This window comes from Streptomyces sannanensis (assembly GCF_039536205.1).
Taxonomy (GTDB): domain Bacteria; phylum Actinomycetota; class Actinomycetes; order Streptomycetales; family Streptomycetaceae; genus Streptomyces; species Streptomyces sannanensis.
In genome coordinates, this window is the sequence record NZ_BAAAYL010000001.1 from 2,522,532 (window position 1) to 2,545,313 (window position 22,782).

Consider the following 22,782-nt stretch of genomic DNA (forward strand, 5'->3'; position numbering starts at 1 on the left):
GGAATCCAGGCCGAATTCAGCGCAACCGAAACAGCACACCGGTGGTCCAACAGGACAGACCGCGCGAAAGGCAGGTTATTGCCATGACTCAACCGCGTTCGGCAGCCCGCGCATTGCTCGCGGCCGCGCTGCTCACCTCCATCGCGGTGGTCCCCGCCGCCGCGTCCTCGCTCCCCCGGACTTCGTCCGGCGGGACCCCCACCTCGCTCCTCCCCCAGACTGCGTCCGGCGGGACCCCCACCTCGCTTCTCCCCCGGACTTCGTCCGGGGGGACCCCCACCTCGCTTCGCTCGGCTGCCGCGCCGGCCCCTCCGCGCAGTGGCAGCCCGGCCCCCGCCTACGACCGGGTCGCGCACTTCTACGGCGCGTACATCGACGTCGCCCACGATCCCGGGGACAACGCGCTCGCCGCGGAGCTGCGGACGTTCTATCTGACGCCCCGGCTGCGCGAGGAACTCCGTGACTGGGAGCGCCGCCATCCCGCCGCCGACGGGGTGCTGCGCGGCCGGAGCGTCCCGACCGCCTGGAAGGTCACCCCGCGCGACAGCGGCATGGGCCACACCTGGTCGGTGGTCCGGCTGACCTGGGGCTCGGGCCCGGGACGTACCTACACCTATCTGGAGGTGCAGTCGGACCTGGACACCAGGAGGATCTCCGGGATCAGGGAGCTGCCCACCGGCTGATCAGACGGCCGCGGCCGGCTCCTCCTCGCCTATGAACGTGCGCCACAGCGCGGCGTACCGGCCGTCGCGCGCCAGCAACTCGTCGTGCGTACCGTCCTCGGCGACCCGGCCGCCGTCCATCACCACCACCCGGTCGGCGCGCGCCGCCGTCGTCAGCCGGTGCGCGACGACCAGGGTGGTGCGCTTGCCGGCCAGACGGTCGGTGGCCTGATTGACCTGCGCCTCGGTGGCCAGGTCCAGGGCCGCGGTCGCCTCGTCGAGCAGCAGGATGTCCGGGTCGACCAGCTCGGCGCGGGCCAGGGCGATCAGCTGGCGCTGACCGGCGGAGAGGTTGCGGCCGCGCTCGGCGACCTCGTGGAGATAGCCGCCGTCCAGCGTGGCGATCATGTCGTGCGCGCCGACCGCTCGCGCCGCGGCCTCCACCTCGGCGTCGGTGGCGTCGGGCCGTCCGTAGGCGATGGCGTCCCGGACCGTACCGGCGAAGAGGTACGCCTCCTGCGGCACCACGCCGAGCCGGTGCCGGTAGCCGGGGAGGTCCAGATCGCGCAGGTCCTGGCCGTCCGCGGTGACCCGGCCGGACGTCGGGTCGTAGAACCGGGCGACCAGCTTGACCAGGGTGGACTTGCCGGCGCCGGTCTCGCCGACGAAGGCGACGGTCTGGCCGGCCGGGATGCGCAGATCAATGCCGGTGAGGGCCTCTTCCCCGCCGCCGGCCCCTTCCTTCTTCGAATACGTGAAGGACACATCCTCGAAGGCGATCTCACCGCGCAGCGATGGCACGTCCAGCGGCTCGGACGGCTGAGCGGTGGATGTGGGCTCCTGGAGCAGCTCCTGTACGCGCCGCAGCGAGACCGTGGCCTGCTGGTAGCCGTCGAAGACCTGCGACAGCTGCTGCACGGGAGCGAAGAACAGGTCGATGTAGAGGAGGTAGGCGACCAGCGCGCCGGTGGTGAGCGTGCCGGCCTCCACCCGTCCCGCGCCGACCACCAGCACCGACGCCGCGGCCACCGACGACAGCAGCTGCACGAACGGGAAGTAGACCGAGATCAGCCACTGGCCGCGCACCCGGGCGGCCCGGTAGGAGGCGCTGCGCTCGGCGAACCGCGCCAGGCCGTCCCGCTCGCGGCCGAAGGCCTGCACGATCCTGAGCCCGGTCACCGACTCCTGGAGATCGGCGTTGACGGCGCTGATCCGCTCGCGGGCCAGTTCGTACGCCTTGACGCTCTGCTTGCGGAAGAAGTACGTGCCGACGATCAGCGGCGGCAGCGTCGCGAAGACCACCAGCGCGAGCTGGATGTCGATGACGGCGAGCACGAGCATGATGCCGAAGAAGGTGACGACCGAGACGAACGCGGTGACCAGGCCGGTCTGCAGGAACGTGGACATGGCGTCCACGTCCGTCGTCATCCGGGTCATGATCCGGCCGGTCAGCTCACGCTCGTAGTAGTCGAGGCCGAGCCGCTGCAGCTGCGCGAAGATCTTCAGCCGCAGGGAGTACAGCACCCGCTCACCGGTGCGCCCGGTCATCCGGGTCTCGCCCACCTGCGCCGCCCACTGCACGATCACGGCCAGCAGGGCCAGCCCGGAGGCCGCCCACACCGCGCCGAGAGCCATCTGCGAGACACCCTGGTCGATACCGTGCCGGATCAGGACCGGCAGGGCCAGCGACATCCCGGCGTCGACGGCCACCAGCAGCAGGCTGATCAGCAGCGGCAGCCCGAAGCCGCGCAGCAGCCGCCGCAGCCCGTAGGACTCCTCCGCCGTCACGGCCCGTGCCTCGTCGATGCCGGGCGTGTCGGTGGCCGGGGGCAGCGCCTCCACCTGGGCGAGCAGCTCGGGCGATGGGGGTGCCCCCTGCCCGAGCGAAGCCGAGGGCTTGGGGGACGGCATACCGGCCACATCGGTGGTGCGGGGCTGCTCCTCCCGGGTCCACAGGGCGGGCGTGATGCCGCGCTCGGCGTCGAACTCGGCGTCCAGCTCCTCCTGGACCGTACGGTCCTCGACCGCCTCCGAGGCCTGCAGAATGTGCCCGGGCGAGACTCCGCCGAGCTCGTCGGGGTCGGTCAGCAGCCGCCGGTAGAGCGCGGAGCGCCGCTCCAGCTCCTCGTGCGTGCCGATGTCGGCGAGCCGTCCCCGGTCGAGTACGGCGATACGGTCCGCGAGGCCGAGGGTGGAGCGGCGGTGGGCTATCAGCAGGGTCGTCCGTCCCGCCATGACGCCGCGCAGCGCTTCATGGATCTCGTGCTCGACGCGGGCGTCGACGGCGGAGGTGGCGTCGTCGAGGAGCAGCAGCCGGGGGTCGGCGAGGATGGCGCGGGCGAGCGCGACGCGCTGGCGCTGACCGCCGGAGAGGGTGAGGCCGTGCTCGCCGACCCTGGTGTCGTAGCCCTCGGGCAGCTCGCTGATGAAACGGTCCGCCTGGGCGGCGCGGGCGGCGTTCTCGATCTCCTCCTGGGTCGCGTCCGGCTTCCCGTACGCGATGTTGGCGCGCACGGTGTCGGAGAAGAGGAAGCTGTCCTCCGGTACGAGCCCGATGGCGCCGCGCAGCGATTCCAGCGTCAGTTCGCGGACGTCGTGGCCGCCGACGAGGACCGCGCCGTGCGTCACGTCGTAGAAGCGGGGCAGCAGCAGCGCGACGGTGGACTTGCCGCTGCCGGAGGAGCCGACGACGGCGACGGTCTCTCCGGGGCGGATCTCCAGCGAGAAGCCGTCCAGCACCGGCCGGCCGTCCTCGTAGGCGAAGGAGACGTCGTCGAACTCGACGGTCGCGGGAGCGTCCGCGGACAGTTCCTTCGTGCCGTCCTGGATCGACGGCTCGGTGTCGATCAGCTCCAGCACCCGCTCGACACCGGCCCGCGCCTGCTGGCCGACGGTGAGCACCATGGCCAGCATCCGGACCGGGCCGACCAGCTGGGCCAGGTAGGCCGAGAAAGCGACGAACGTACCGAGCGTGATCTGGCCGCGGGTCGCCAGCCAGCCGCCGAGCGCCAGCATCGCGACCTGGCCGAGCGCCGGAACGGCCTGGAGGGCGGGGGTGTAGCGGGCGTTCAGCCGGATCGTACGCAGCCGGCCCGCGAAGAGCTTCCGGCCGACCTCGCGCAGCTTGCCGGTCTCCTGGTCCTCCTGCCCGAAGCCCTTGACGACACGCACGCCGGAGACGGCCCCGTCGACGACGGTCGCGACGGCGGCGGCCTGGCCCTGGGCGTACCAGGTGGCGGGGTAGAGCCGTTTCTTGCTGGCCCGGGCGATGAACCAGAGCGCGGGTGCGACGGCGAGGGCGACGACGGTCAGCGGCGGCGACAGCCACAGCATGATCGCGAGCGAGATCAGGAAGAGCAGGATGTTGCCGATGGTCATCGGCAACATGAAGAGAAGCCCCTGGATGAGCTGCAGGTCGCTGGTGGCGCGGCCGACGACCTGTCCGGTGGAGAGCTCGTCCTGGCGGCGGCCGTCGAGCCGCGCGACGGTGCCGTACATCTCGGTACGGAGGTCGTGCTGGACGTCGAGGGCGAGCCGCCCGCCGTAGTAGCGCCGGAGGTACGTCAGCACATAGACGACGACCGCGGCGACGACCAGCAGACCCGTCCACACGGCCAGCGAACGCGTGTGCGTTCCTATCACGTCATCGATGATCACCTTGGTGATCAGCGGCGCGAGCGCCATCACCGCCATGCCGGCGAGCGAGGACCCGAGCGCCAGCAACACGTCGCTCCGATACCGCCAGGCATACCCGGCGAGCCGTCGCGCCCACCCCGTTCGTGCCGCCACTGGTGCCTCCCGTCGTCCTGCTCTGCCGGAAGGCACCAACGCGGTCACCGGCGGATTTCATCCCGCCGCGTCGAAGACCGGTCGCAGGTCCTAGGACCAGGACCTGCGACCGGAGGAAGGTTTTCGGCTCAGGCGCCGGGTTCTCGGCTCAGGACGCCGACACGGACGCGACGGCCGCGCGCTCGGGCGTGGCCGGGACGGCCTCCTGGGGAACGGCCGGCGGGGCGAACGTCGTCGTGGTGCTCAGGGTGGTGGACGTCGTCGCCGCGGTGAGGTCCTTGTGGATCACGCGGGCGACGGCCTGGATGGTGTTGACGCCGTCGGTCATGGTGGCGTTGTCGTGGGTGAGCACGGTGATCTGGTAGTCGTGCGTGGTGCCGGTGAAGGCGCCGATGCTGTGCACCCGCCAGCCGTGCGTGGCCCGGGACAGCCAGCCGTTCTTGACGTGGATCTTCGCGGTGCTCGGCGCACCGGCCGGGGTGCCCCAGCGCTGCGAGGAGACGACCTGGTTCATCAGCTTGAGCGCGTACGCGCGCGAGTTGTCGCTCAGCACGGTGTTGCGCGCGGTGAGCAGCGCCAGCAGCTTCTGCTGGTCGCGCGCGGTGATCTGGGTGAGCCCCCAGTAGCCGTTGGCGCCGGGCACGGTGTTGGTCATGCCCGCGGCCGTCAGGAATCCCTTGATCTTCGTCATGCCGAGCTGGCGCCACAGCGTGCTGGTGGCGGCGTTGTCCGACTTGGTGATCATATCGGTGGTGAGCCTGACCTCGGTCGCGGTCAGGTAGCGGCCCTGCTTCTTGGCGTCCCACAGCAGCGTGGCGAGCACGGTCGCCTTGACCACGCTCGCCGAGTCGAAGCGCTGGTCGGCGCGGAGGGTGCAGGTCGTCTTCGTCTTGCGGTCGTTCACGAAGATCGCGGTCGTGGAGGCCCGGCCGCGCAGCGCGGCGGTGATGTCCGTGGTCAGCTTCGTGGCGAGTCCGGCCTTGGCGGAGGTGCACACGACCGGCGGCGTCGCGGCCTGCGCGGCCCCCGAGCCGAGGGTCAGCGGCAGCAGTATGCCTGCGCCCAGGGCAGCGGACAGCATCCCGCGCGCACGGCGGCGGGATGTGCGGTGTTGCGTCATGGAGGCTTCCCATCCCCTGATAGCTAGGTGCGCCCTTGGCGCACTCGCCTCTCATGACTCACGGAATGACGAAAAGTTGTATGTGCGACGAACGCGAGTTCGTCGCACATACAGGCGATCACTCGACGTCGGTACCCCGGCTGACCGGTCGGGGCAGGACTTTCTGCGGGCTCCAATCCGTCCGCACCCCCGGCGTCGGTCGTGCGGGCGACGACCTCCGGATCCCGGCGGGGCTGCAGCGATGGTCATGTTCAGGCCAGATTCTCGGCATCGGCTGGGCAGCCTGCGTGGACCCTGGGGCCAGTACTCGCCAGTGATACGCCTCTTGGGCTACGGCATGAATGAGCCACCGGCCGCCGAATGCGTTCACGCCCCCCCCAGGGGGCGTGATGATCAGCGCGCACCGCTGCCCAAGCGATCTTCCTGGAGACCTGATGAGACGCATGTCCCACCGTCTGCGCGCGGTGGCCGTCACCGGACTGCTCACCGTCACCGCCGTTGGCGTCCTCGCCAACACCGCTTACGCGCTCCGAGAGACCACGACGAAGTACTTCAATGGGGCGGGCCCTGGAGACGAGTCCAGCCGCTGGTACGGCTACAGCACATACACGCACTACGTCACACAGAAGCAGTGCACGGGTAACTACCAGGCCGGACAGACCGGTCGAGCCGCCTATGACTTCTACAGAGAGGTCAACTACTTGCCGGACGACTACGTAGCCTGGCGCGACTGGTCCTGCGACGACTACCCATACACCAAGACCTACGCACCGCCTGGCAACGGCAACTACTACGCAAAGATCGACTCCACCCCGCTGGGCGGAGTGATCTGGTCTGTTCTCGACATCAGCCGCGTCGTCTCCTGACCCCCTGGAAAGTAACCACCATCTCATGACTGCCGTTCTCCGCTGCCACGGCGTGGTCAAGAAGTACGGTGCAAACACCGTGCTGAACGGCGTGTCCCTCACCGTGGAGGCCGGTCAGGTGACCGGCCTCCTCGGGTTGAACGGGGCAGGCAAGACCACCCTCATGCGTATCGCCACCGGGCTCGCGAAGCCCAGCGCGGGCCACGTACAGGTCCTCGGCGCCTCGCTGCCGATGCACCCGGACACGCTCGCCCGCGTCGGCGCGGCCCTCGACGCGCCCGCGTTCTACCGGTGGATGACCGGCCAGGGCATGCTGCGCACGCTGCTCGACATGGCCGGCCTCCCCGACGAAGGGAGGATCCGACGCGTTCTGGAACGCGTCGGCCTCACGGAGGCCGGGAGGCGCCGGGTGCGCACCTACTCCCAGGGCATGCGCCAACGTCTCGCCCTCGCCGCGGCGTTGCTGAAGGAACCCGACCTGCTCATCCTCGATGAGCCCACCAACGGACTGGACCCCGCCGGCGTGCGTCTCGTGCGCGAGATCATCGCTCAGGAAGCCGCGCGCGGTGCGGGCATTCTCATCTCGAGCCACCAGCTCGACGAGATCGCCCGCGTCTGCGACACGATCACGATGATCGCGCACGGGACCGTCAGTGCCGAAGGCACGCTCGATGAGCTCGGTCTCGCGCCGGGAAGCGGCACCGAGAGTCTGGAGGACTGGTTCTTCCGCCACCAGGACACCCTCCCTGGGAGAGCACTGTGAAGCATCTCATCAGCGCCGAGCTGCGTCGTACGCTTCCCCGCCTGCTCCCCGTCGCCCTGTTGTTGCTGGTCACCGTCGGCATCACGACGTTCAGTCTCGCGTACCAGGACAACTCGCACGGGAACCTGCGCAACGTGCGCCAGGCCCTCGCGGAACAACTGACTCCCGCAGGTTGCGAGAGGGATGCCAAAGGCCTTCCCAAGGACGTGCCTGGCACTCCCGAGCAGTTCCTGGAGCATTGTCTGGCCGATCTGCCGTACCAGCGCGCGGGCAACGAGGCCTGGGAACGGGAGGCCACCCACGTCGCCCGCCACTTCGGCTACGCCCAGACCCCCGCAGGGGCCCCCGGGATTGCACTCGGCTGGCTCACCACCGCTCCTGGCATGGCATGCGTCCTGCTGCTCGCTGCCTACTTCACCGCCGGGGAATGGTCACGGGGCACCGCCGTGCCGCTCCTGCTCCAGGAACAGCGCCTCTCCCGCGTCCTCCTCGCGAAAGCCACCACCCTCTTCACCTGGGTCCTCGTCACGACGGCCACGGCATCGGCCGCGCTGTGCGCCCTGGCGTACCTGCACACCCGCCAGGCCTACCCGCTGCACCACATGAGCACCACGGGGGACGCCCTGGCCTTCACGCTTCGCCGTGCCGCCGTGGCGCTTCCCACGCTGGTCCTCACATGCGTGGTGGCCGTCGCCCTGGCGTCGCTGCTGCGATCACCCGCGCGTACCGTCCTGGTCGGCGTCATCGGTCTCTCCCTCGCCGCCTACCCCACGGCGGCATGGCTGCCGGGCCCGGTCCTGGCCGACCTGATGGGCCTCGAGACGCTGTTCAACGGCAAGGACCATCTGTGGACCGCCCCTGTGACGTCCGGTGTTCCTGCTCTGTTGATGGCCGCCGCCTGGGCCGTCCTGCTCATGTCCGGGGCCCGGTGGGCGATCCGCCACCGGCAGAGGGACCTCCTGTGAAAGCCCTCGCGCCGCTTCGCGCGGAACTAAGGACGGCCGCCCTTCCTGCCGCGGCACTCACCGTGGCCGCGGCGCTGTCGGCTTCCGCCAGGCCTCTGGCCGAGCTGTCCGCAGCAACCACACGGGGCCAAGACGGCATCGGTCAGGCCATGGCCCATCTGATCAGTCCGGCAGGGGCACTTCAGGCAGCAGCCTGGCACCACGGCGCCCTGCTGGGACTGGTGTTCGCCGCACTGCTCGGGGCGGTACTCGGCGGGGAAGGCGTGGAGACCGGCACCTGGTCGCTCGCCCGTCTCCACCAGGCGTCCGTCGTGCGTGGGTTGCTCTGGAAGATCGCCGCCGTACTGACCGCCTCGTGCATCAGTGTTCTCGTCACCTGGGCAGCGCTCTGGGGCAGCGCCCAGCTCTTCGAACCCCCGACACCGCCACCGCATGTCACCTGGGCACAGCACATCACCTGGCAGGCGGCGCCTGTCGGCTGGGCGGAAACCGCCGAGTCGTGCTCACGTGCGGTGCTCGCCCTCTCCGTCTACGCCGCTCTCGGCGTATGCGCTGCCGCTGCCACACGCGTCGTCATCGCCGGAGCAGCCGTCGCGGTCGGCGGCATGGTCGTCACCATGCCGTTGGTCACCACCGGGATCCGCTCCACGCTGCCGCACTACTGGATCGCCGCGTGGATGGAATTTCCCGGCGGCGCGCAGTGGGAACTGTACTGGTGGTCGTCCTCCCCTATCGGAGCCGGCATCGGCGTGCCCCTGACCGTCATGTGCGCGCTGCTCCTGCTCCTCTTGGCGGCAGCGTGGCTGTTGCTGCGAGGCGAGCGCGCCCTCACCCCCCGGGCGTAGCCCGAGGCCCGAACGAACGTCACATGCAGCGCCCCGGACAGAGCCTGCCTGACTCCTGGGCTGACCACAGGTGGCCACGCGCGGCCTCGGCAGCCGCTGACCTGTTCCCTGGCCGCCAGGTGGCGGTGCCCATGGCCGCGAGACAGTCAGCGCGCCGTCGGCAGGAAGTCACAAGGTGCCGGGAGGTGCCACCCAGGCGGTGGGCTGGCCGGTGGCTCGGGCCACGGTGTCGAAGTCCGCGTCGTAGTGCAGAACGATCAGCCCGTTCAGCTCAGCGGTGGCCGCGACGAGCAGGTCAACGGCACCCGCGCTGTGGTGCTCGCCGCGTTCGGTCAGCATGCGCTGTACCGTCCGGGCTCGCTGGTGCACCCCGTCCGGCACGGGTGTCCGGTTGAAGAGCTCTCCGAGCAGCCCCTCCTTCGCGAGGCGATCTGCAAGCGACTGGGCCGAGAAAAGGATCTCCAGCTCGGTGATGTCACACAGCGCGATCACCCCCTCGGCGAGGTGGTCGCTCCAGCGCTCACGGACCTGCTTGCTGGTCAGGATCCGGGCGGCCGCAGAAGTGTCGATGAGGTGAGTAATGGGACTCATCGGCGATAGCCGCTCTTGTCCAGCAGGATGTCGAAATCGCCACGCTCACCCATGGCGGCAAGCTCTTCAAGCGCCTTGAGCCGCTTGCGCCGCTTGGCGACTTCGAGCAGAGCCGCGTTGACGGTGTCTTTTTTCGTCTTGGTGCCCAGTATCGAGGCCGCTTCGCTCAGAGCCTCGTCGTCCACTTCCACGTAGAGGTTCGACATCGCCATGACATATCCTCCCTATGGAATCGCCATATGCAGCATATGGCGCCTGAGGTTGCGCTGCAACGCCTGACGCCCCCACCGTCCCGGGCAGGACAACGGGGGCGCCGGGGGATACCGGTCAGAGGTGCGTCGGGGCGAACATCCGCAGCAGCGCCGGAAGCACGACGACCGAGGGGCCGGGCTCGGCGAGGGCCCTGGACAGGTCCTCGCGCAGCGACTCGGGGGTTGTACGGACCGCCGGGACGCCGAAGGACTCGGCGAGGGCGACGAAGTCCGGGCGGGTCAGTTCCGTCGCCGTGGCCTCGCCGAAGGCGTCCGTCATGTACTCGCGCAGGATGCCGTAGCCGCCGTCGTCGACGATCAGCCAGGTGACCGGCAGGTCGTACTGGCGGGCCGTGGCCAGTTCGGCGATGGAATACATCGCGCCGCCGTCGCCCGAGACGGCGAGGACGGGGCGCGTACGGTCCGCCGCGGCGGCGCCGAGGGCGGCGGGGAAACCGTAGCCGAGGCCGCCGGCGCCCTGGGCGGAGTGCATCGTGTTGGGACGCCGGGCGTCGAAGGCGGACCAGGCCCAGTAGCCGAGGATCGTCATGTCCCAGAAGCTGGGGGACGTGTCGGGCAGGGCCGCCCGCACCGAGGCGAGGACCTGCTGCTCCAGGGTCAGGTCCTGGGCGGCGATCCGCTCCCGCACCTTGGTGAGGAGGGTGCGTACGCGCTCGGCGGCGGCCTCGTCGCGGCGCTCCTCGACGGTTTCGAGGAGGGCGGAGAGGGCGAGCCGGGCGTCGGCGTGGATGCCGAGGGCAGGGTGGTTGGACTCCAGCTTGCCGAGGTCCGCCTCGATCTGGATCACCCGGCCGCGCGGAGCGAACGTGTGGTAGTTCGAGGAGAGTTCGCCCAGCCCGCTGCCGACGACCAGCAGGACGTCGGCGTCCTCCAGGAGGTCGGTGGTGTGCCGGTCCTCCAGCCAGGACTGCAGCGACAGCGGGTGCTCCCAGGGGAAGGCGCCCTTGCCGCCGAAGGTGGTGACGACCGGTGCGTCCAGCTTCTCGGCGAGCGCGAGGAGCTTGCCGGTGGCGTCGGAGCGTACGACACCGCCGCCGGCAATGATCGCCGGGCGGACCGCGTCGGACAGCAAGTGTGCCGCCACGGCGGTCAGTTCGGGGCGCGGCACGAGGTCGCGCGGGGTGGCGTCCATCGCGGTGACGACCGGAAGGGTGGTTCCGGCGAGCAGCACGTCCTGGGGGATCTCGACCCAGACCGGCCCGTGCGGGGCGGTGAGCGCGGACTCCCAGGCGGCGGCGATCGCGGAGGGGATCTGCGAGGCCGTACGGACGGTGTGCACGGACTTCACGATGTCGCGGAACGAGGCCTGCTGGTCGCGGAGTTCGTGCAGATAACCGTGACGGCCGCCGCCGAGCCCGGCGGACGGGATCTGGCTGCCGATGGCCAGCACGGGCGCGCTGGCCGCCGCGGCCTCCTGGAGCGCGGCGAGCGACATGAGCGCGCCGGGCCCGGTGGAGAGCAGCAGCGGGGCGGCCTCTCCGGTGATCCGGCCGTAGGCGTCGGCGGCGAAACCGGCGTTGTTCTCGACACGCAGGCCCACGTATGCCAGCGACGAGCGGCGCAGTGCGTCGAACATGCCGAGCGCGTGCTGGCCGGGCAGCCCGAAGACCGTGGTGGCGCCGAGGCCCTGGAGGGTCTCGACGACCAGATCGCCGCCGTTGCGCCCCGCCGGGGGGTTGAGCGCGGCCTCGGTCTGGCGCGCCGTGGGCCGCAGCACAAGGTCGTGGTCGTGAGTCATGAGTCGTCCCTGAGGGTTGTGGGCATTCGTGCCGCGTGGGGGTCCCCACAGGACGAAGTCCCAGGGGTGGGGTCCCCCAGGACGAAGTCCTGGGGGGGAGGTGGGGGTCCCCCTGCTCGAGCGGAGCCGAGAGCTCGGGGGAGGGTGGGCACAACCCGCCCACCGGGCCGCACCCGGCCTGGTGCTGTGACCGGAAGGTGCACCGGCTCGCGACGCTCCCCCCAGCTACCGCTGGGAGGTACCCCCAGGCACGGCGCCTCTCCCCCGTAGCCCTTCGGGCACGGGAGGTACCCCCAGCGTTGTCGCATCGCGCGAGTACGGCCGAGTACGAGCTGCGACGCTCCGCCTTGCGATGCACCGCACCCGGGGGACACCTCCGGGGGCACCCTGGGGGCACCCTGGGGGCACCCCCAGCGGTAGCTGGGGGAGGTAGCTGGGGGAGGTAGCGGGGGGAGCCGCGAGCCACCCGGCAAGCCTTTCCGGCCACAGCACCAGCCGTCGTCGGGGTGCGCGCGCCCCGGGCCACGCGCACCCCGACCCGAGCGTTACTTCGCGCCGGAGGCGCGCTGCGCGGCGATCTGACGGGACATGATCGTGGTCAGCTCGTACGCGGTGTGGGAGGCGGCCACCGCGGTGATCTCGGCGTGGTCGTACGCCGGGGCGACCTCGACGACGTCCGCGGAGACCAGGTTGCAGGAGGACAGTCCGCGCAGGATCTCCAGCAGCTCGCGGGAGGTCATGCCGCCGGCCTCCGGGGTGCCGGTGCCGGGCGCGTGGGCCGGGTCGAGCACATCGATGTCGATGGAGATGTACAGCGGGCGGTCGCCGATGCGCCGGCGCAGCTGGTCGGCCACCTCGTCGGCGCCGCGGCGGTAGACGTCGGCGGACGTCACGATGCCGAAGCCCATCTTCTCGTCGTCGGAGAGGTCCTGCTTGCCGTACAGCGGGCCGCGGGTACCGACGTGCGACAGCGCCTCGGTGTCGAGGATGCCCTCCTCCACCGCGCGGCGGAACGGGGTGCCGTGGGTGTACTCGGCGCCGAAGTAGGTGTCCCAGGTGTCCAGGTGCGCGTCGAAGTGCAGCAGCGCGACCGGGCCGTGCTTCTTGGCGACCGCGCGCAGCAGCGGCAGCGCGATGGTGTGGTCGCCACCGAGGGTCATCAGCCGGGCGCCGGTGTCGAGCAGGTCCCCCGCGGCGGCCTCGATGGTCTCGACGGCCTCGTTGATGTTGAAGGGGTTGGCCGCGATGTCACCGGCGTCGGCGACCTGGGCGAGTGCGAAGGGGGAGGCGTCCTGCGCCGGGTTGTACGGGCGCAGCAGCCGGGAGGCCTCACGGATGGCGTTGCCGCCGAAGCGGGCGCCCGGCCGGTACGAGACGCCGGTGTCGAACGGTACGCCGACCACGGCGACGTCGGTCTTGCCGACCTCGTCGAGGCGCGGCAGCCGGGCGAACGTGGCGGGACCGGCGTACCGCGGGATGCGGGAGGAGTCGACGGGGCCGCGCGGCGTCTCGTTGCTGCTCATCAGGATGCCTTCCTTCTACGCTTCTTTACGTTTTACGACTATATGTGACGTCAGCCGTAAGGGAGTTGTCAGCTCCGAGCAGGCACGGTCACCAGCCCGGAAGCCTCGGGGTTGTCTGCGTCCGACCCGCGCCCCGCGAGGCGCTCGCGCCAGTTGGCCAGTACCGCCTCATCGGTCGCCGGGGTGGCCAGCGAGACGATCACGTACGTGGCGAGCGAGGCCAGCAGGCCGTAGTAGACGGGCTCGTTGGCGAGGATGCCGAACTTCCACATCAGCGCGATCACGGTCAGACCGCCGACGACCACCGCGGAGAGCGCGCCCTGTGCGGTGCCGCGCTTCCACAGCAGGCCGCCGAGGATCGGCACCAGCAGTCCGCCGACCAGCAGGTCGTACGCGACGGTCAGGCCCTCCAGGACGCTGCTGAGCCGGGTCGCGATGACGATCACGGCGATGCCCATGATCAGGATGAAGGTGCGGTTGCCCTTCACCTCGTCGTGCTCCTCACCGCCCTTGGCTCCGGCCTTGCCGCGCAGCCGCGACCAGATGTCGTTGTTGGCGACGGTGGCGGAGGCGATCAGGGCGCCGGAGGAGGTGGACATCACCGCGGCGAGCGCCGCGGCCAGCACCAGGCCGCGCACGCCCATGGGCAGGGCGTCCTTGACGATGGTCGCGAAGGCGTCGTCCGGGTTGCCGAGGTTCGGGTAGAGGACCTTGGCCGCGGTGCCGATGACGGCGCCGGCCAGCGCGTAGGCCAGGCAGTACGTACCGGCGACCGTGCCGCCGTGCTTGGCGACCTTGTCGCTGCGCGCGGTGAACACCCGCTGCCAGATGTCCTGGCCGATCAGCATGCCGAAGGTGTAGATCAGGACGTAGGTGAAGATCGTCTCGCCGCCGATGCCCATCCAGTCGAAGTAGCTCGCCGGCAGGGACTCCTTCATCCCGGAGAAACCGCCCGCCTTGACGACCGCGATCGGCAGCAGCAGGAGCAGCACACCGATGGTCTTCACGACGAACTGCACCATGTCGGTGAGCGTGATCGACCACATGCCGCCGAGCGTGGAGTACGCGACGACGATCGAGCCGCCGAGGATGATCGCGGCGGTGCGGTTGAGATCGAAGAGGACGTCGAAGATCGAGGCGTACGCGATGGTCGAGGTGACCGCGAGCATCAGCGTGTACGCCCACATGACGACGCCGGAGATGACGCCGGCCTTGCCGCCGTAACGCAGGTCGAGCATCTCGGAGACGGTGTAGACCTTCAGCCGCGCGATCCGGGCGGAGAAGAAGATGCTGAGCGCGAGCAGGCCCAGGCCGATGGTGAAGACCATCCAGGCCCCGGAGAGGCCGTACTTGTAGCCGAGGCCCACACCGCCGATGGTGGACGCGCCGCCGAGGACGATCGCCGCCATCGTGCCGGAGTACATGAACGGGCCGAGCCGGCGGCCCGCCACAAGAAACTCGCTCTTCGACTTGGCGCGGCGCATGCCCCACCAGCCCATGGCCAGCATTCCGGCCATATAAAGAACGATCACTGCGTAATCGACGGCCATGGGGCCCTCCTCCGCTCACCTCGGTGGCGTGTCGTGCAATACGGGGACTGTGTTTCTCCGGGGGAAACCCCCGGCCCCCTGCGGCTCTTGTGCGGGGACATCCGCCCGTACCCGCGGCCGCCGGTCCCCATGACGATAGGTGGCCGAAAAGCGACGAAGAAGTGTACGTTTCATCCATCGCCCAGCCCCCTCATGGATGAACCGTCCACCATGCCGGATCCCCCAGCCCCACCCACCCCACCCATCTCGCTTGCCGCACTGCTGGCCAGGGAGGACCTCGGCCTGCGCCGGATCGCCGGGCCCGACGAGGACAGGCCCGTGCACTGGGTGCACACCTCCGAGATGGCCGACCCGTACCCGTATCTCCTCGGCGGCGAGTTGCTCCTCACGGCCGGCGTGCAGCTCACCGACCCGGACGCCTATGTGGCCCGGGTCGTCGGGGCGGGCGCCGCCGCGCTCGGCTTCGGAGTCGCGCCGGTGTACGACACGGTGCCCCCGGCGCTGGTCAAGGCGTGCGACCGGCACGGGCTGCCACTGCTGGAGGTTCCGCAGCGGACCCCGTTCACCACGGTCGCCCGCGCGGTGTGGCGGCTCATGGCCGAGGCCCGCCATCAAGAACTGCGCCGGGTCACCCAGGCCCAGCAGGCCCTGGCCACCGCCGCGGCCCGCCCGGACCCGATTCCCGCGGTCCTGCGCGCGCTCGCCGCGCGTCTCAACGGCTGGGCGGTGCTCCACGGCCCCGACGGCACAGACCTGGACGCCACGGGCCGCGCCCCCTCCGACGGCGTCCGGGCCGCGCTGGCCCGCCTCACCCGGGTGGTGAGCCCCCAGCCGCCGGACGGGGACCGACCTGCCCGGCCCGCCCCCACGTCGGCCACCGACACGGTCGAGGACACCCGGCTCGCCGCGTACGCCCTCGGCGGCGGCGAAGGGTTCACCCTCGGGGTGGCGACAGCGGGACGCGAAGCCGGCGACAACACCATCGCCGGGATCGCCGTCCTGCTGCTGTCGCTGCTGACCGCCCGACTCCAGGGCAAGGGCAGCACAGGGCACGACTCCGCCCTGGTCAGGCTGCTGCTCGGAGCCTCGCCCGCCGAGGCGGCGCCCCTGGTGGGGGAAGGCCCGTGGACCGTGGTGCACGCCCGCGGCACCGGCACCCCGGCCGCCCTCGGCGCGGCGCTGGGCAGTTCCCTGGCGGACACGGACGGCGACACGGTACGGGTCCTGCTGCCCGGCGCACGCGAGGTGACCGCCCACCCCGGCTGGACCCTGGGTGTCAGCGCCCCGGCCGACCCCGCGGACCTGCCCGCCGCCGACGCCCAGGCGGCCCGCGCCCTGCACCGCGCGGAGGCGGCCCGTACGCCGCTGTTCCGGCACCGGGACGCGGGCATGGCCTCCCTGGTCGACCCGGCCGAGGCCCGGGCCCACGCCCGTACGCTGCTGGCGCCGATCGCGGACTCCCCCGCGCTCACCGGCACCCTGCGCACCTGGCTCTCCCTGCACGGCAGTTGGGACCGTACGGCGTCAGCCCTGGGCGTGCACCGCAACACGGTGCGCCAGCGCATCGCCCGCTGCGCGGCCCTGCTGGACACGGATCTGGACGACCCCGACGTCAGGATGGAGCTGTGGTTCGCGCTGCGGAAGGCGTGAAGTGACTCAGAGTTCGCTCAGAGCTCGGGCAAACGCAGGTCGATCTTGACGGGAAAAGGCACCGAGGTGATCAACTCACCGGTATGGACCGGCCGTTCCGGACTGGCCGCATACACGCCGGACTCAGGATCCCGCCAGAATTCGTACACCACCGGCAGATGATCCTCACCGCGCTCGACCCGCCAGAAATAGTCAATCCCCGCCTCGGCGTACATGCCCGGCTTCCGGAATCGGTCCTGAGAACGTGACCCTGGAGACACCACCTCAACCGCCAGCGCGATACTCGCGACGGGGGTGCAGTCCAACGAGCGGATATCAAGACCGGTCTTGTCGCAGACCACGATGTCGGGCTTGGGAACGTTCTTCTCGTCAAACATGGTCCACCGCTCGACACCGACGAAGAAAGGTGGCCGAGTCGCGCTCCTGAGCCCGAAGTAGAGCTCATCGCGCACATAGTCGTGCCACCACTCGGTCGCCCCTCGTACCACGATGATCCCATCCATGAGTTCCCAGTCGAACGGCAGAACCAGCTCACGAACCTGGTCAAACGTCCAACCGCCCTTCGGGGGGAACATCCAGTTCTCCGGGGTGGCGAGCTCCCACTGTCCCGATGCTGCCGCTGCGGCCATCGCTGCTCCCATGGAGGAGATCATGTGCGGCACCGCGCACTCGCGGACCCGAAATGACCGTACCGCCACTCGCCCGAGTGGAACCCGCTGTCACCCCTGCCGACCGCTCCCTCTCTGGACAGGCAGGAGAACTCCCGGGTAACTTTCCCCGAGCAAGCGCTTAGTCAAGCTTGGAGCCACAGCAGAGGGAGGGCGTCGCGTGCGCCGTACGGTGTTCAACGAGGACCACGAGGCCTTCCGGGAGACCATCCGGGCCTTCATCGAGGCCGAGGTCGTCCCCGTCTACGACAAGTGGTTCGACGAGGGCCAGGCGCCCCGCGACTTCTACTACAAGCTCGGCGAGCTGGGCCTCTTCGGCATCAACGTCCCCGAGGAGTTCGGCGGCGCGGGCCTGGACACCCACAAGTTCGAGGCCGTGCTCTACGAGGAGACCTCGCGCGCGGGCGTCCAGTTCGGCGGCTCCAACGTGCACGTGCTGCTCGCCCTCCCCTACATCAAGATGCTCGCCACCGACGAGCAGAAGAAGCGCTACCTGCCGCAGTTCGCCACCGGCGAGGAGATGTGGGCGCTGGCGATGACCGAGCCGGGCACCGGCTCCGACGTCGCGGGCATGAAGACCACCGCAAAGCTCTCCGAGGACGGCACGCACTACGTCCTCAACGGCGCCAAGACCTTCATCACCGGTGGTGTGCACGCCGACCGTGTGATCGTCTGCGCCCGCACCTCCGCCCCCCGCGAGGACGACCGCCGCTTCGGCATCTCCCTGTTCGCCGTGGACACCAAGTCCGAGGGCTACTCCATCGGCCGCAAGCTCGACAAGCTGGGCCTGCGCACCTCCGACACCGCCGAGCTGGCCTTCGTCGACGTCAAGGTCCCGGTCGAGGACCTGCTCGGCGAGGAGAACAAGGGCTTCTCCTACCTCGGCCGGAACCTGCCCTCGGAGCGCTGGGGCATCGCCTTCGGCGCATACGCCCAGGCCCGGGCCGCCGTCCGGTTCGCGCAGGCGTACGTGCAGGAGCGCACGGTCTTCGGCAAGCCGGTCGCGCACTTCCAGAACACCAAGTTCGAGCTGGCCGCCTGCCAGGCCGAGGTGGACGCCGCCCAGGCCGTCGCCGACCGCGCCCTGGAGGCCCTGGACGCCGGCGAGCTGACCCCGGCCGAGGCCGCCTCCGCGAAGCTGTTCTGCACCGAGGTCGCGCACCGGGTCATCGACCGCTGCCTCCAGCTGCACGGCGGCTACGGCTACATGAACGAGTACCCGATCGCCCGTCTCTACGCCGACAACCGCGTCAACCGCATCTACGGCGGCACCAGCGAGGTCATGAAGTCGATCATCGCCAAGGACATGGGCCTGTAAGGCCCACAGGAGACAGGTTGAACCCGGCACTGCAGTCCCTGCTCGATCTGCTCGACCTGGAGCAGATCGAGCAGAACATCTTCCGCGGCATCAGCCGCTCCGCCCTCATACCGCGCGTCTTCGGCGGCCAGGTCGCCGCACAGGCCCTGGTCGCCGCGGGCCGTACCGTCCCCGAGGACCGGCTTCCGCACTCCCTGCACTCGTACTTCCTGCGCATGGGTGACCCGGGCGCGCCGATCGTCTACACGGTCGACCGCATCCGCGACGGCCGCTCCTTCACCACCCGGAGGGTGGTGGCGGTGCAGCACGGGCAGCCGATCTTCCATCTCTCGGCATCGTTCCAGACGCACGAGGAGGGCCTGGACCACCAGGCGCACATGCCGCCCGCGCCCGACCCGGAGACGCTGCCGACCGCCCAGGAGACGCTGCCGCGGTACGCGGACGCCTTCTACGAGCCCGGCGTGGCGGCCCGGCTGCTGGAGGCCCGGGAGGCCGTCGATCTGCGCTACGTCGACGAGCCGCCCTACGCCACCACCGGCCGGGCGCGCGAGCCGCGCTCGCAGGTCTGGTTCCGTACGAACGGCAAACTGGCCGACGACCCGCTGCTGCACATCTGCCTGGCCACGTATGTCTCCGACATGACCCTGCTCGACTCCGTCCTGCTCGCCCACGGCCGGGGCGGCTGGACGGTGGGCGACGTGGTGGGCGCGAGCCTGGACCACGCCATGTGGTTCCACCGGCCGTTCCGGGCGGACGAGTGGCTGCTGTACGACCAGGAGTCCCCGTCGGCCTCCGGCGGCCGCGGACTGGGCCAGGCCCGGATCTACACCCGGGACGGTCGACTGGCGATCTCGGTGATCCAGGAGGGCGTGGTCCGCGTCCCGCGGTGATGAGCCGCCCGGGGCAGCGAGGTGCTAGAAAGAAAAGGTGACCGGGCTCTTCGGGCGATCGAGGCACACCCCGCGCGACCCACCGGGACAACGCCTTCGCCGGATCCTGAGCGGGCGCAGCATCGCCGGGCAGATGTTCGCCGTACAGGCCGTGTTCGCCCTCCTCCTCATCGTCGTCGTGACGGTGGCACTCGCATTCCACGCCCGTGGAATCTCCGAACGGGCGGCCGTCAACCGGTCGGTCGCCATCGCCCAGACCTTCTCGGCGTCTCCCGAGGTCGCGCCGGCCCTCCACTCCAAGAACCCGACTGCTGTGCTCCAGCCGCAGGCCGAGCGGACCCGGAAGCTGACAGGCGTCGACTTCGTCGTCGTGACGAACACGAAGGGCATCCGCTACACCCACCCCTTGCCGAGCCTCATCGGCAGACCGGCCGTCGCCAACATCAAGCCCGCCCTCAGCGGCAAGGTCTCCACGGAGACCGTTCGAGGGCCCTTCGGCACCGAGGTGCAGGGCGTGGTTCCCGTGACCGACGGCAAGGGGAAGGTCGTCGGTGTCGTCGCTGTCGGAGTCACGGCCAAGCATGTGGAGGGCCTGGGCCGGCAGCTTCCGCTTCTCGTGGGGGGTGCGGCCGGTGCGCTGGTGCTGTCCGCGGGCGGCACGGCGCTGGCGAGTCGGCGGCTGCGGCGCCAGACCCACGGCCTGGACCCGGCGGAGATGACACGGATGTACGAGCACCACGACGCGGTGCTGCACGCGGTCCGGGAGGGGGTGCTCATCGTCGGGGGCGACGGGCGGCTGCTGCTGGCCAACGACGAGGCGCGGCGGCTGCTGGATCTGCCGCCGGATGCCGAGCAGCGCCAGGTCACGGACCTGGATCTGGAGCCGGGCACGGCACAGCTGCTGGCCTCCGGGCGGACCGCGATCGACGAGGTGCTCTTCGCCGGGGACCGGCTGCTGGCCGTCAACCAGCGGCCCACCGCCCCCTACGGCGGGCAGCCCGGGAGCGTGGCGACGCTGCGGGACACCACCGAGCTTCGGGCGCTGACCGGGCGGGCGGAGGTGGCACGGGAGCGGCTGGGACTGCTGTACGACGCCGGGGTGCGGATCGGAACCACGCTGGATGTGGCGCACACCGCCGAGGAACTGGCCGAGGTGGGGGTTCCCCGGTTCGCCGACTTCGTCACTGTCGAGCTGCTGGAGGCGGTCCTGCGCGGCGAGGAACCGGCCGAGCACGACACCGCCATGCGGCGCACCGCCATGAGCGGTGTCCACGCGGACACGCCGACGGCCCCGGTGGGCGAGCCGGTCGGGCTCGCCCACGGCACGCCGCAGGCCCGAGCCGTGGAAAGCTGCCGTGCGGTGCTCGAAGCCGACCCGAGTGACCCCGGCACGCGCTCACTGATCGCGGTGCCGTTGCGGGCGCGCGGGGTGGTGCTGGGGCTGGCAGTCTTCTCGCGTTCGAAGAGCGATCCCTTCGAGGAGGAGGACCTGTCCTTCGCCGGGGAGCTGGCCGCCCGGGCCGCGGTGTGCATCGACAACGCCCGCCGCTACACCCATGAGCACACCATGGCCGTCACCCTGCAGCGCAGCCTGCTGCCCCACGCCCTGCCCGAGCAGTCCGCGCTGGAGGTCGCCCACCGCTACCTGCCCGCCCGGGCCGGGGTGGGCGGCGACTGGTTCGACGTCATCCCGCTGCCCGGCACCCGCGTGGCGCTGGTGGTCGGCGACGTCGTCGGCCACGGCCTGCACGCCGCCGCCACCATGGGCCGCCTGCGCACCGCCGTCCGCAACTTCTCGGCCCTCGATCTGCCTCCCGACGAACTCCTGAACCATCTGGACGAGCTGGTCACCCAGATCGACACCGACGAGGCCGCCGGGAACCACGACGGCCCGGCGGTCACCGGCGCCACCTGCCTGTACGCCGTCTACGACCCGGTCACCGGGGTGTGCACCCTGGCCCGTTCGGGCCACCCGGGACCGGCCCTGGTCCGCCCGGACGGCACCGTGGACTACCCGGACGTGCCGGTCTCTCCGCCGCTGGGCCTGGGCGGCGGTCTGCCCTTCGAGACGGCCAGGCTGCAGGTGCCGGAGGGCTCGCGTCTGGTGCTTTTCACCGACGGGCTGATCAAGGGACGCGGCGACCTCGACACCGGCCTGGAGGCACTGCGCACCGCCCTGGCCGCCGCGGTGGACCGCGCCCCGGAGGAGACCTGCGCCTCGGTGCTGGACGCGCTGCTGCCGGACCGCCCCGGCGACGACATCGCGCTGCTGGTGGCCCGGACCCACCGGCTGGGCGCCGCGCAGGTCGCCGAATGGGCCATCCCCTCCGATCCCGCGGCCGTCGCCCCCACCCGCGCCGAGTGCGTCCTCCGGCTGAGCGACTGGGGGCTGGAGGAGATCGCCTTCGCCACCGAGCTGATCCTCAGCGAGCTGATCACCAACGCCATCCGCTACGGCACCCAGCCCATCACGGTCCGCCTGCTGTACGACCGCACGCTGACCTGCGAGGTGTCCGACGGCTCCAGCACCTCCCCCCATCTGCGCCGGGCGAAGACGACCGACGAGGGCGGCCGCGGCCTGTTCCTCGTCGCCCAGTTCGCCCAGCGCTGGGGCACCCGCTACACCGGCTTCGGCAAGGTCATCTGGACCGAACAGACCCTCCATGACGGCGCCGTGGAGCCCGATGCGGATCTCGGCGGGCTCCTGCTCGCTCAGTGGGACGACATCGGGGGCTGACCCGCCTTGAGGAGACCCGCCGTGTCCAGCAGGTAGGCGACCATCGGGTCGTAGAAGCGCGGGTCGGTGACATGGTCGTCGAGCGGCACCGTCACCTGGATGGTGCCCTCGGCCTCGCCGATGAAGAGCGCCGGGTCGTTGCAGTCGGCGTAGCCGACCGCATCGAGGCCGCGCTGCCCCGCACAGCCCGCCCAGCCGTGGTCGGCGACCACCAGATCGGGCTGCGGACGGCCCTCGCGCTCCAGGCCGTCGAGGATCGCGTCCATCGGCGCGGGCGAGTGCGTGTGCCACAGCGTGGCCCCGCGCTCCAGCACGGCGACATCCGCGAACTGGAAGACCATGGCCTCGTCGGCGGTGAGCCCGGACGGAATGCGCATGATCTCGCAGCCGGCGGTGCGCAGCGCGTCCGCGGTCTGCCGGTGCACGTCGAGCAGCCCGCCCGGATGGCCGGTGGCGAAGAGCACGCGCTGCTTGCCCATGGCGGCCTTGCGCAGCCGGGCCGCCAGCCGTTCCAGCGCGTCGACGGTGAGCTCCGGGTCGATGGTGTCCTGCCCCTGGCGGTGCTCGGGGTCGTCGTTGACGCCGCACCGCTCGGCCATCACGGCGAGCACGTCCTGTTCGTCGGTCCAGCGGTCGCCGAGCTCCAGACCCAGCCAGTAGTGACGCTCGCCGTTCGCGAGCTTGCGGTAGTGGGAGAGGTTGTTGTCGCGAGGGGTGGCGACATCACCGGCGATACGAGTGCGGACGAGGTGATCGACAAGGGCGGCACGGCTGGGTATCGGCATGGCCCCCATTCTGCCGTCCGTCACCCGTTGGGTACGAACCGTTTCGCACT

At 70.7% G+C, this 22,782-nt stretch carries 18 protein-coding genes; 9 read left to right on the top strand and 9 right to left on the bottom strand.

The window, feature by feature from the left end; genetic code table 11:
• Window positions 1–83: 83 nt before the first annotated feature.
• The gene (locus tag ABD858_RS11865; RefSeq protein ID WP_345036377.1) at window positions 84–683 is read left to right on the top strand and encodes a hypothetical protein; all 600 of its coding nucleotides are present in this window, start codon (window positions 84–86) and stop codon (window positions 681–683) included.
• Here ABD858_RS11865 and ABD858_RS11870 read toward each other — a convergent pair whose 3' ends face one another.
• Window positions 684–4,451, bottom strand: a complete 3,768-nt coding sequence (locus ABD858_RS11870) for an ABC transporter ATP-binding protein (RefSeq protein ID WP_345036380.1) — start codon at window positions 4,449–4,451, stop codon at window positions 684–686.
• 148 nt (window positions 4,452–4,599) lie between these two features.
• Window positions 4,600–5,532 (bottom strand): serine hydrolase, encoded by a 933-nt coding sequence (locus ABD858_RS11875; RefSeq protein ID WP_425586319.1) that lies wholly within the window; start codon window positions 5,530–5,532, stop codon window positions 4,600–4,602.
• Between the two features lie 473 nt (window positions 5,533–6,005).
• Between ABD858_RS11875 and ABD858_RS11880 the strand changes: the two genes are divergently transcribed.
• The 4 genes from ABD858_RS11880 (at window position 6,006) to ABD858_RS11895 (ending at window position 9,010) form a co-directional block, all read left to right on the top strand.
• Window positions 6,006–6,437, top strand: a complete 432-nt coding sequence (locus ABD858_RS11880) for a hypothetical protein (protein ID WP_345036384.1) — start codon at window positions 6,006–6,008, stop codon at window positions 6,435–6,437.
• Window positions 6,438–6,462: 25 nt separating this feature from the next.
• Window positions 6,463–7,200 (top strand): ABC transporter ATP-binding protein, encoded by a 738-nt coding sequence (locus ABD858_RS11885; protein WP_345036386.1) that lies wholly within the window; start codon window positions 6,463–6,465, stop codon window positions 7,198–7,200.
• Window positions 7,197–8,165: a hypothetical protein gene (locus tag ABD858_RS11890; RefSeq protein WP_345036388.1), complete on the top strand. Its 969-nt coding sequence runs from the start codon at window positions 7,197–7,199 to the stop codon at window positions 8,163–8,165. The genes ABD858_RS11885 and ABD858_RS11890 overlap by 4 nt, the downstream gene beginning before the upstream one ends.
• A gap of 149 nt (window positions 8,166–8,314) precedes the next feature.
• The gene (locus ABD858_RS11895) at window positions 8,315–9,010 is read left to right on the top strand and encodes a hypothetical protein (protein ID WP_345036390.1); all 696 of its coding nucleotides are present in this window, start codon (window positions 8,315–8,317) and stop codon (window positions 9,008–9,010) included.
• 168 nt (window positions 9,011–9,178) lie between these two features.
• Here the strand turns inward: ABD858_RS11895 and ABD858_RS11900 are convergent, their stop codons facing one another.
• The 5 genes from ABD858_RS11900 to ABD858_RS11920 all read right to left on the bottom strand — a co-directional run bounded on the left by ABD858_RS11900 (window position 9,179) and on the right by ABD858_RS11920 (window position 14,684).
• The gene (locus ABD858_RS11900) at window positions 9,179–9,601 is read right to left on the bottom strand and encodes a PIN domain nuclease (RefSeq protein ID WP_345036392.1); all 423 of its coding nucleotides are present in this window, start codon (window positions 9,599–9,601) and stop codon (window positions 9,179–9,181) included.
• Complete coding sequence (locus tag ABD858_RS11905) at window positions 9,598–9,813, bottom strand: type II toxin-antitoxin system VapB family antitoxin (RefSeq protein WP_425586188.1); 216 nt, start codon at window positions 9,811–9,813, stop codon at window positions 9,598–9,600. Before ABD858_RS11905 ends, ABD858_RS11900 begins: the two co-directional genes overlap by 4 nt.
• A 115-nt stretch (window positions 9,814–9,928) precedes the next feature.
• On the bottom strand, window positions 9,929–11,611 hold the full coding sequence (locus tag ABD858_RS11910; protein WP_345036394.1) for a thiamine pyrophosphate-binding protein: 1,683 nt from the start codon (window positions 11,609–11,611) through the stop codon (window positions 9,929–9,931).
• Window positions 11,612–12,156: 545 nt separating this feature from the next.
• Complete coding sequence (gene speB / locus ABD858_RS11915) at window positions 12,157–13,134, bottom strand: agmatinase (protein WP_345036397.1); 978 nt, start codon at window positions 13,132–13,134, stop codon at window positions 12,157–12,159.
• A gap of 68 nt (window positions 13,135–13,202) precedes the next feature.
• Window positions 13,203–14,684: a sodium:solute symporter family protein gene (locus ABD858_RS11920; RefSeq protein ID WP_345036399.1), complete on the bottom strand. Its 1,482-nt coding sequence runs from the start codon at window positions 14,682–14,684 to the stop codon at window positions 13,203–13,205.
• Between the two features lie 210 nt (window positions 14,685–14,894).
• Here ABD858_RS11920 and ABD858_RS11925 point away from each other — a divergent pair, with 210 nt between their 5' ends.
• Window positions 14,895–16,334: a PucR family transcriptional regulator gene (locus ABD858_RS11925; protein ID WP_345036401.1), complete on the top strand. Its 1,440-nt coding sequence runs from the start codon at window positions 14,895–14,897 to the stop codon at window positions 16,332–16,334.
• A gap of 17 nt (window positions 16,335–16,351) precedes the next feature.
• Here the strand turns inward: ABD858_RS11925 and ABD858_RS11930 are convergent, their stop codons facing one another.
• The gene (locus tag ABD858_RS11930) at window positions 16,352–16,975 is read right to left on the bottom strand and encodes a Uma2 family endonuclease (RefSeq protein WP_345036404.1); all 624 of its coding nucleotides are present in this window, start codon (window positions 16,973–16,975) and stop codon (window positions 16,352–16,354) included.
• Between the two features lie 187 nt (window positions 16,976–17,162).
• On the opposite strand from ABD858_RS11930, the gene ABD858_RS11935 reads away from it, so the two are divergent.
• The 3 genes from ABD858_RS11935 (at window position 17,163) to ABD858_RS11945 (ending at window position 21,947) form a co-directional block, all read left to right on the top strand.
• Window positions 17,163–18,320, top strand: a complete 1,158-nt coding sequence (locus tag ABD858_RS11935; RefSeq protein WP_345036406.1) for an acyl-CoA dehydrogenase family protein — start codon at window positions 17,163–17,165, stop codon at window positions 18,318–18,320.
• Between the two features lie 17 nt (window positions 18,321–18,337).
• Window positions 18,338–19,210, top strand: a complete 873-nt coding sequence (gene tesB / locus ABD858_RS11940; RefSeq protein WP_345036408.1) for an acyl-CoA thioesterase II — start codon at window positions 18,338–18,340, stop codon at window positions 19,208–19,210.
• 133 nt (window positions 19,211–19,343) lie between these two features.
• Entirely contained in the window at window positions 19,344–21,947 is a 2,604-nt protein-coding gene (locus tag ABD858_RS11945) for a SpoIIE family protein phosphatase (protein ID WP_345036410.1), read from the top strand.
• Here the strand turns inward: ABD858_RS11945 and ABD858_RS11950 are convergent.
• Entirely contained in the window at window positions 21,923–22,732 is an 810-nt protein-coding gene (locus ABD858_RS11950; RefSeq protein ID WP_345036413.1) for a phosphatase, read from the bottom strand. The genes ABD858_RS11945 and ABD858_RS11950 overlap by 25 nt on opposite strands.
• Window positions 22,733–22,782: the final 50 nt, after the last annotated feature.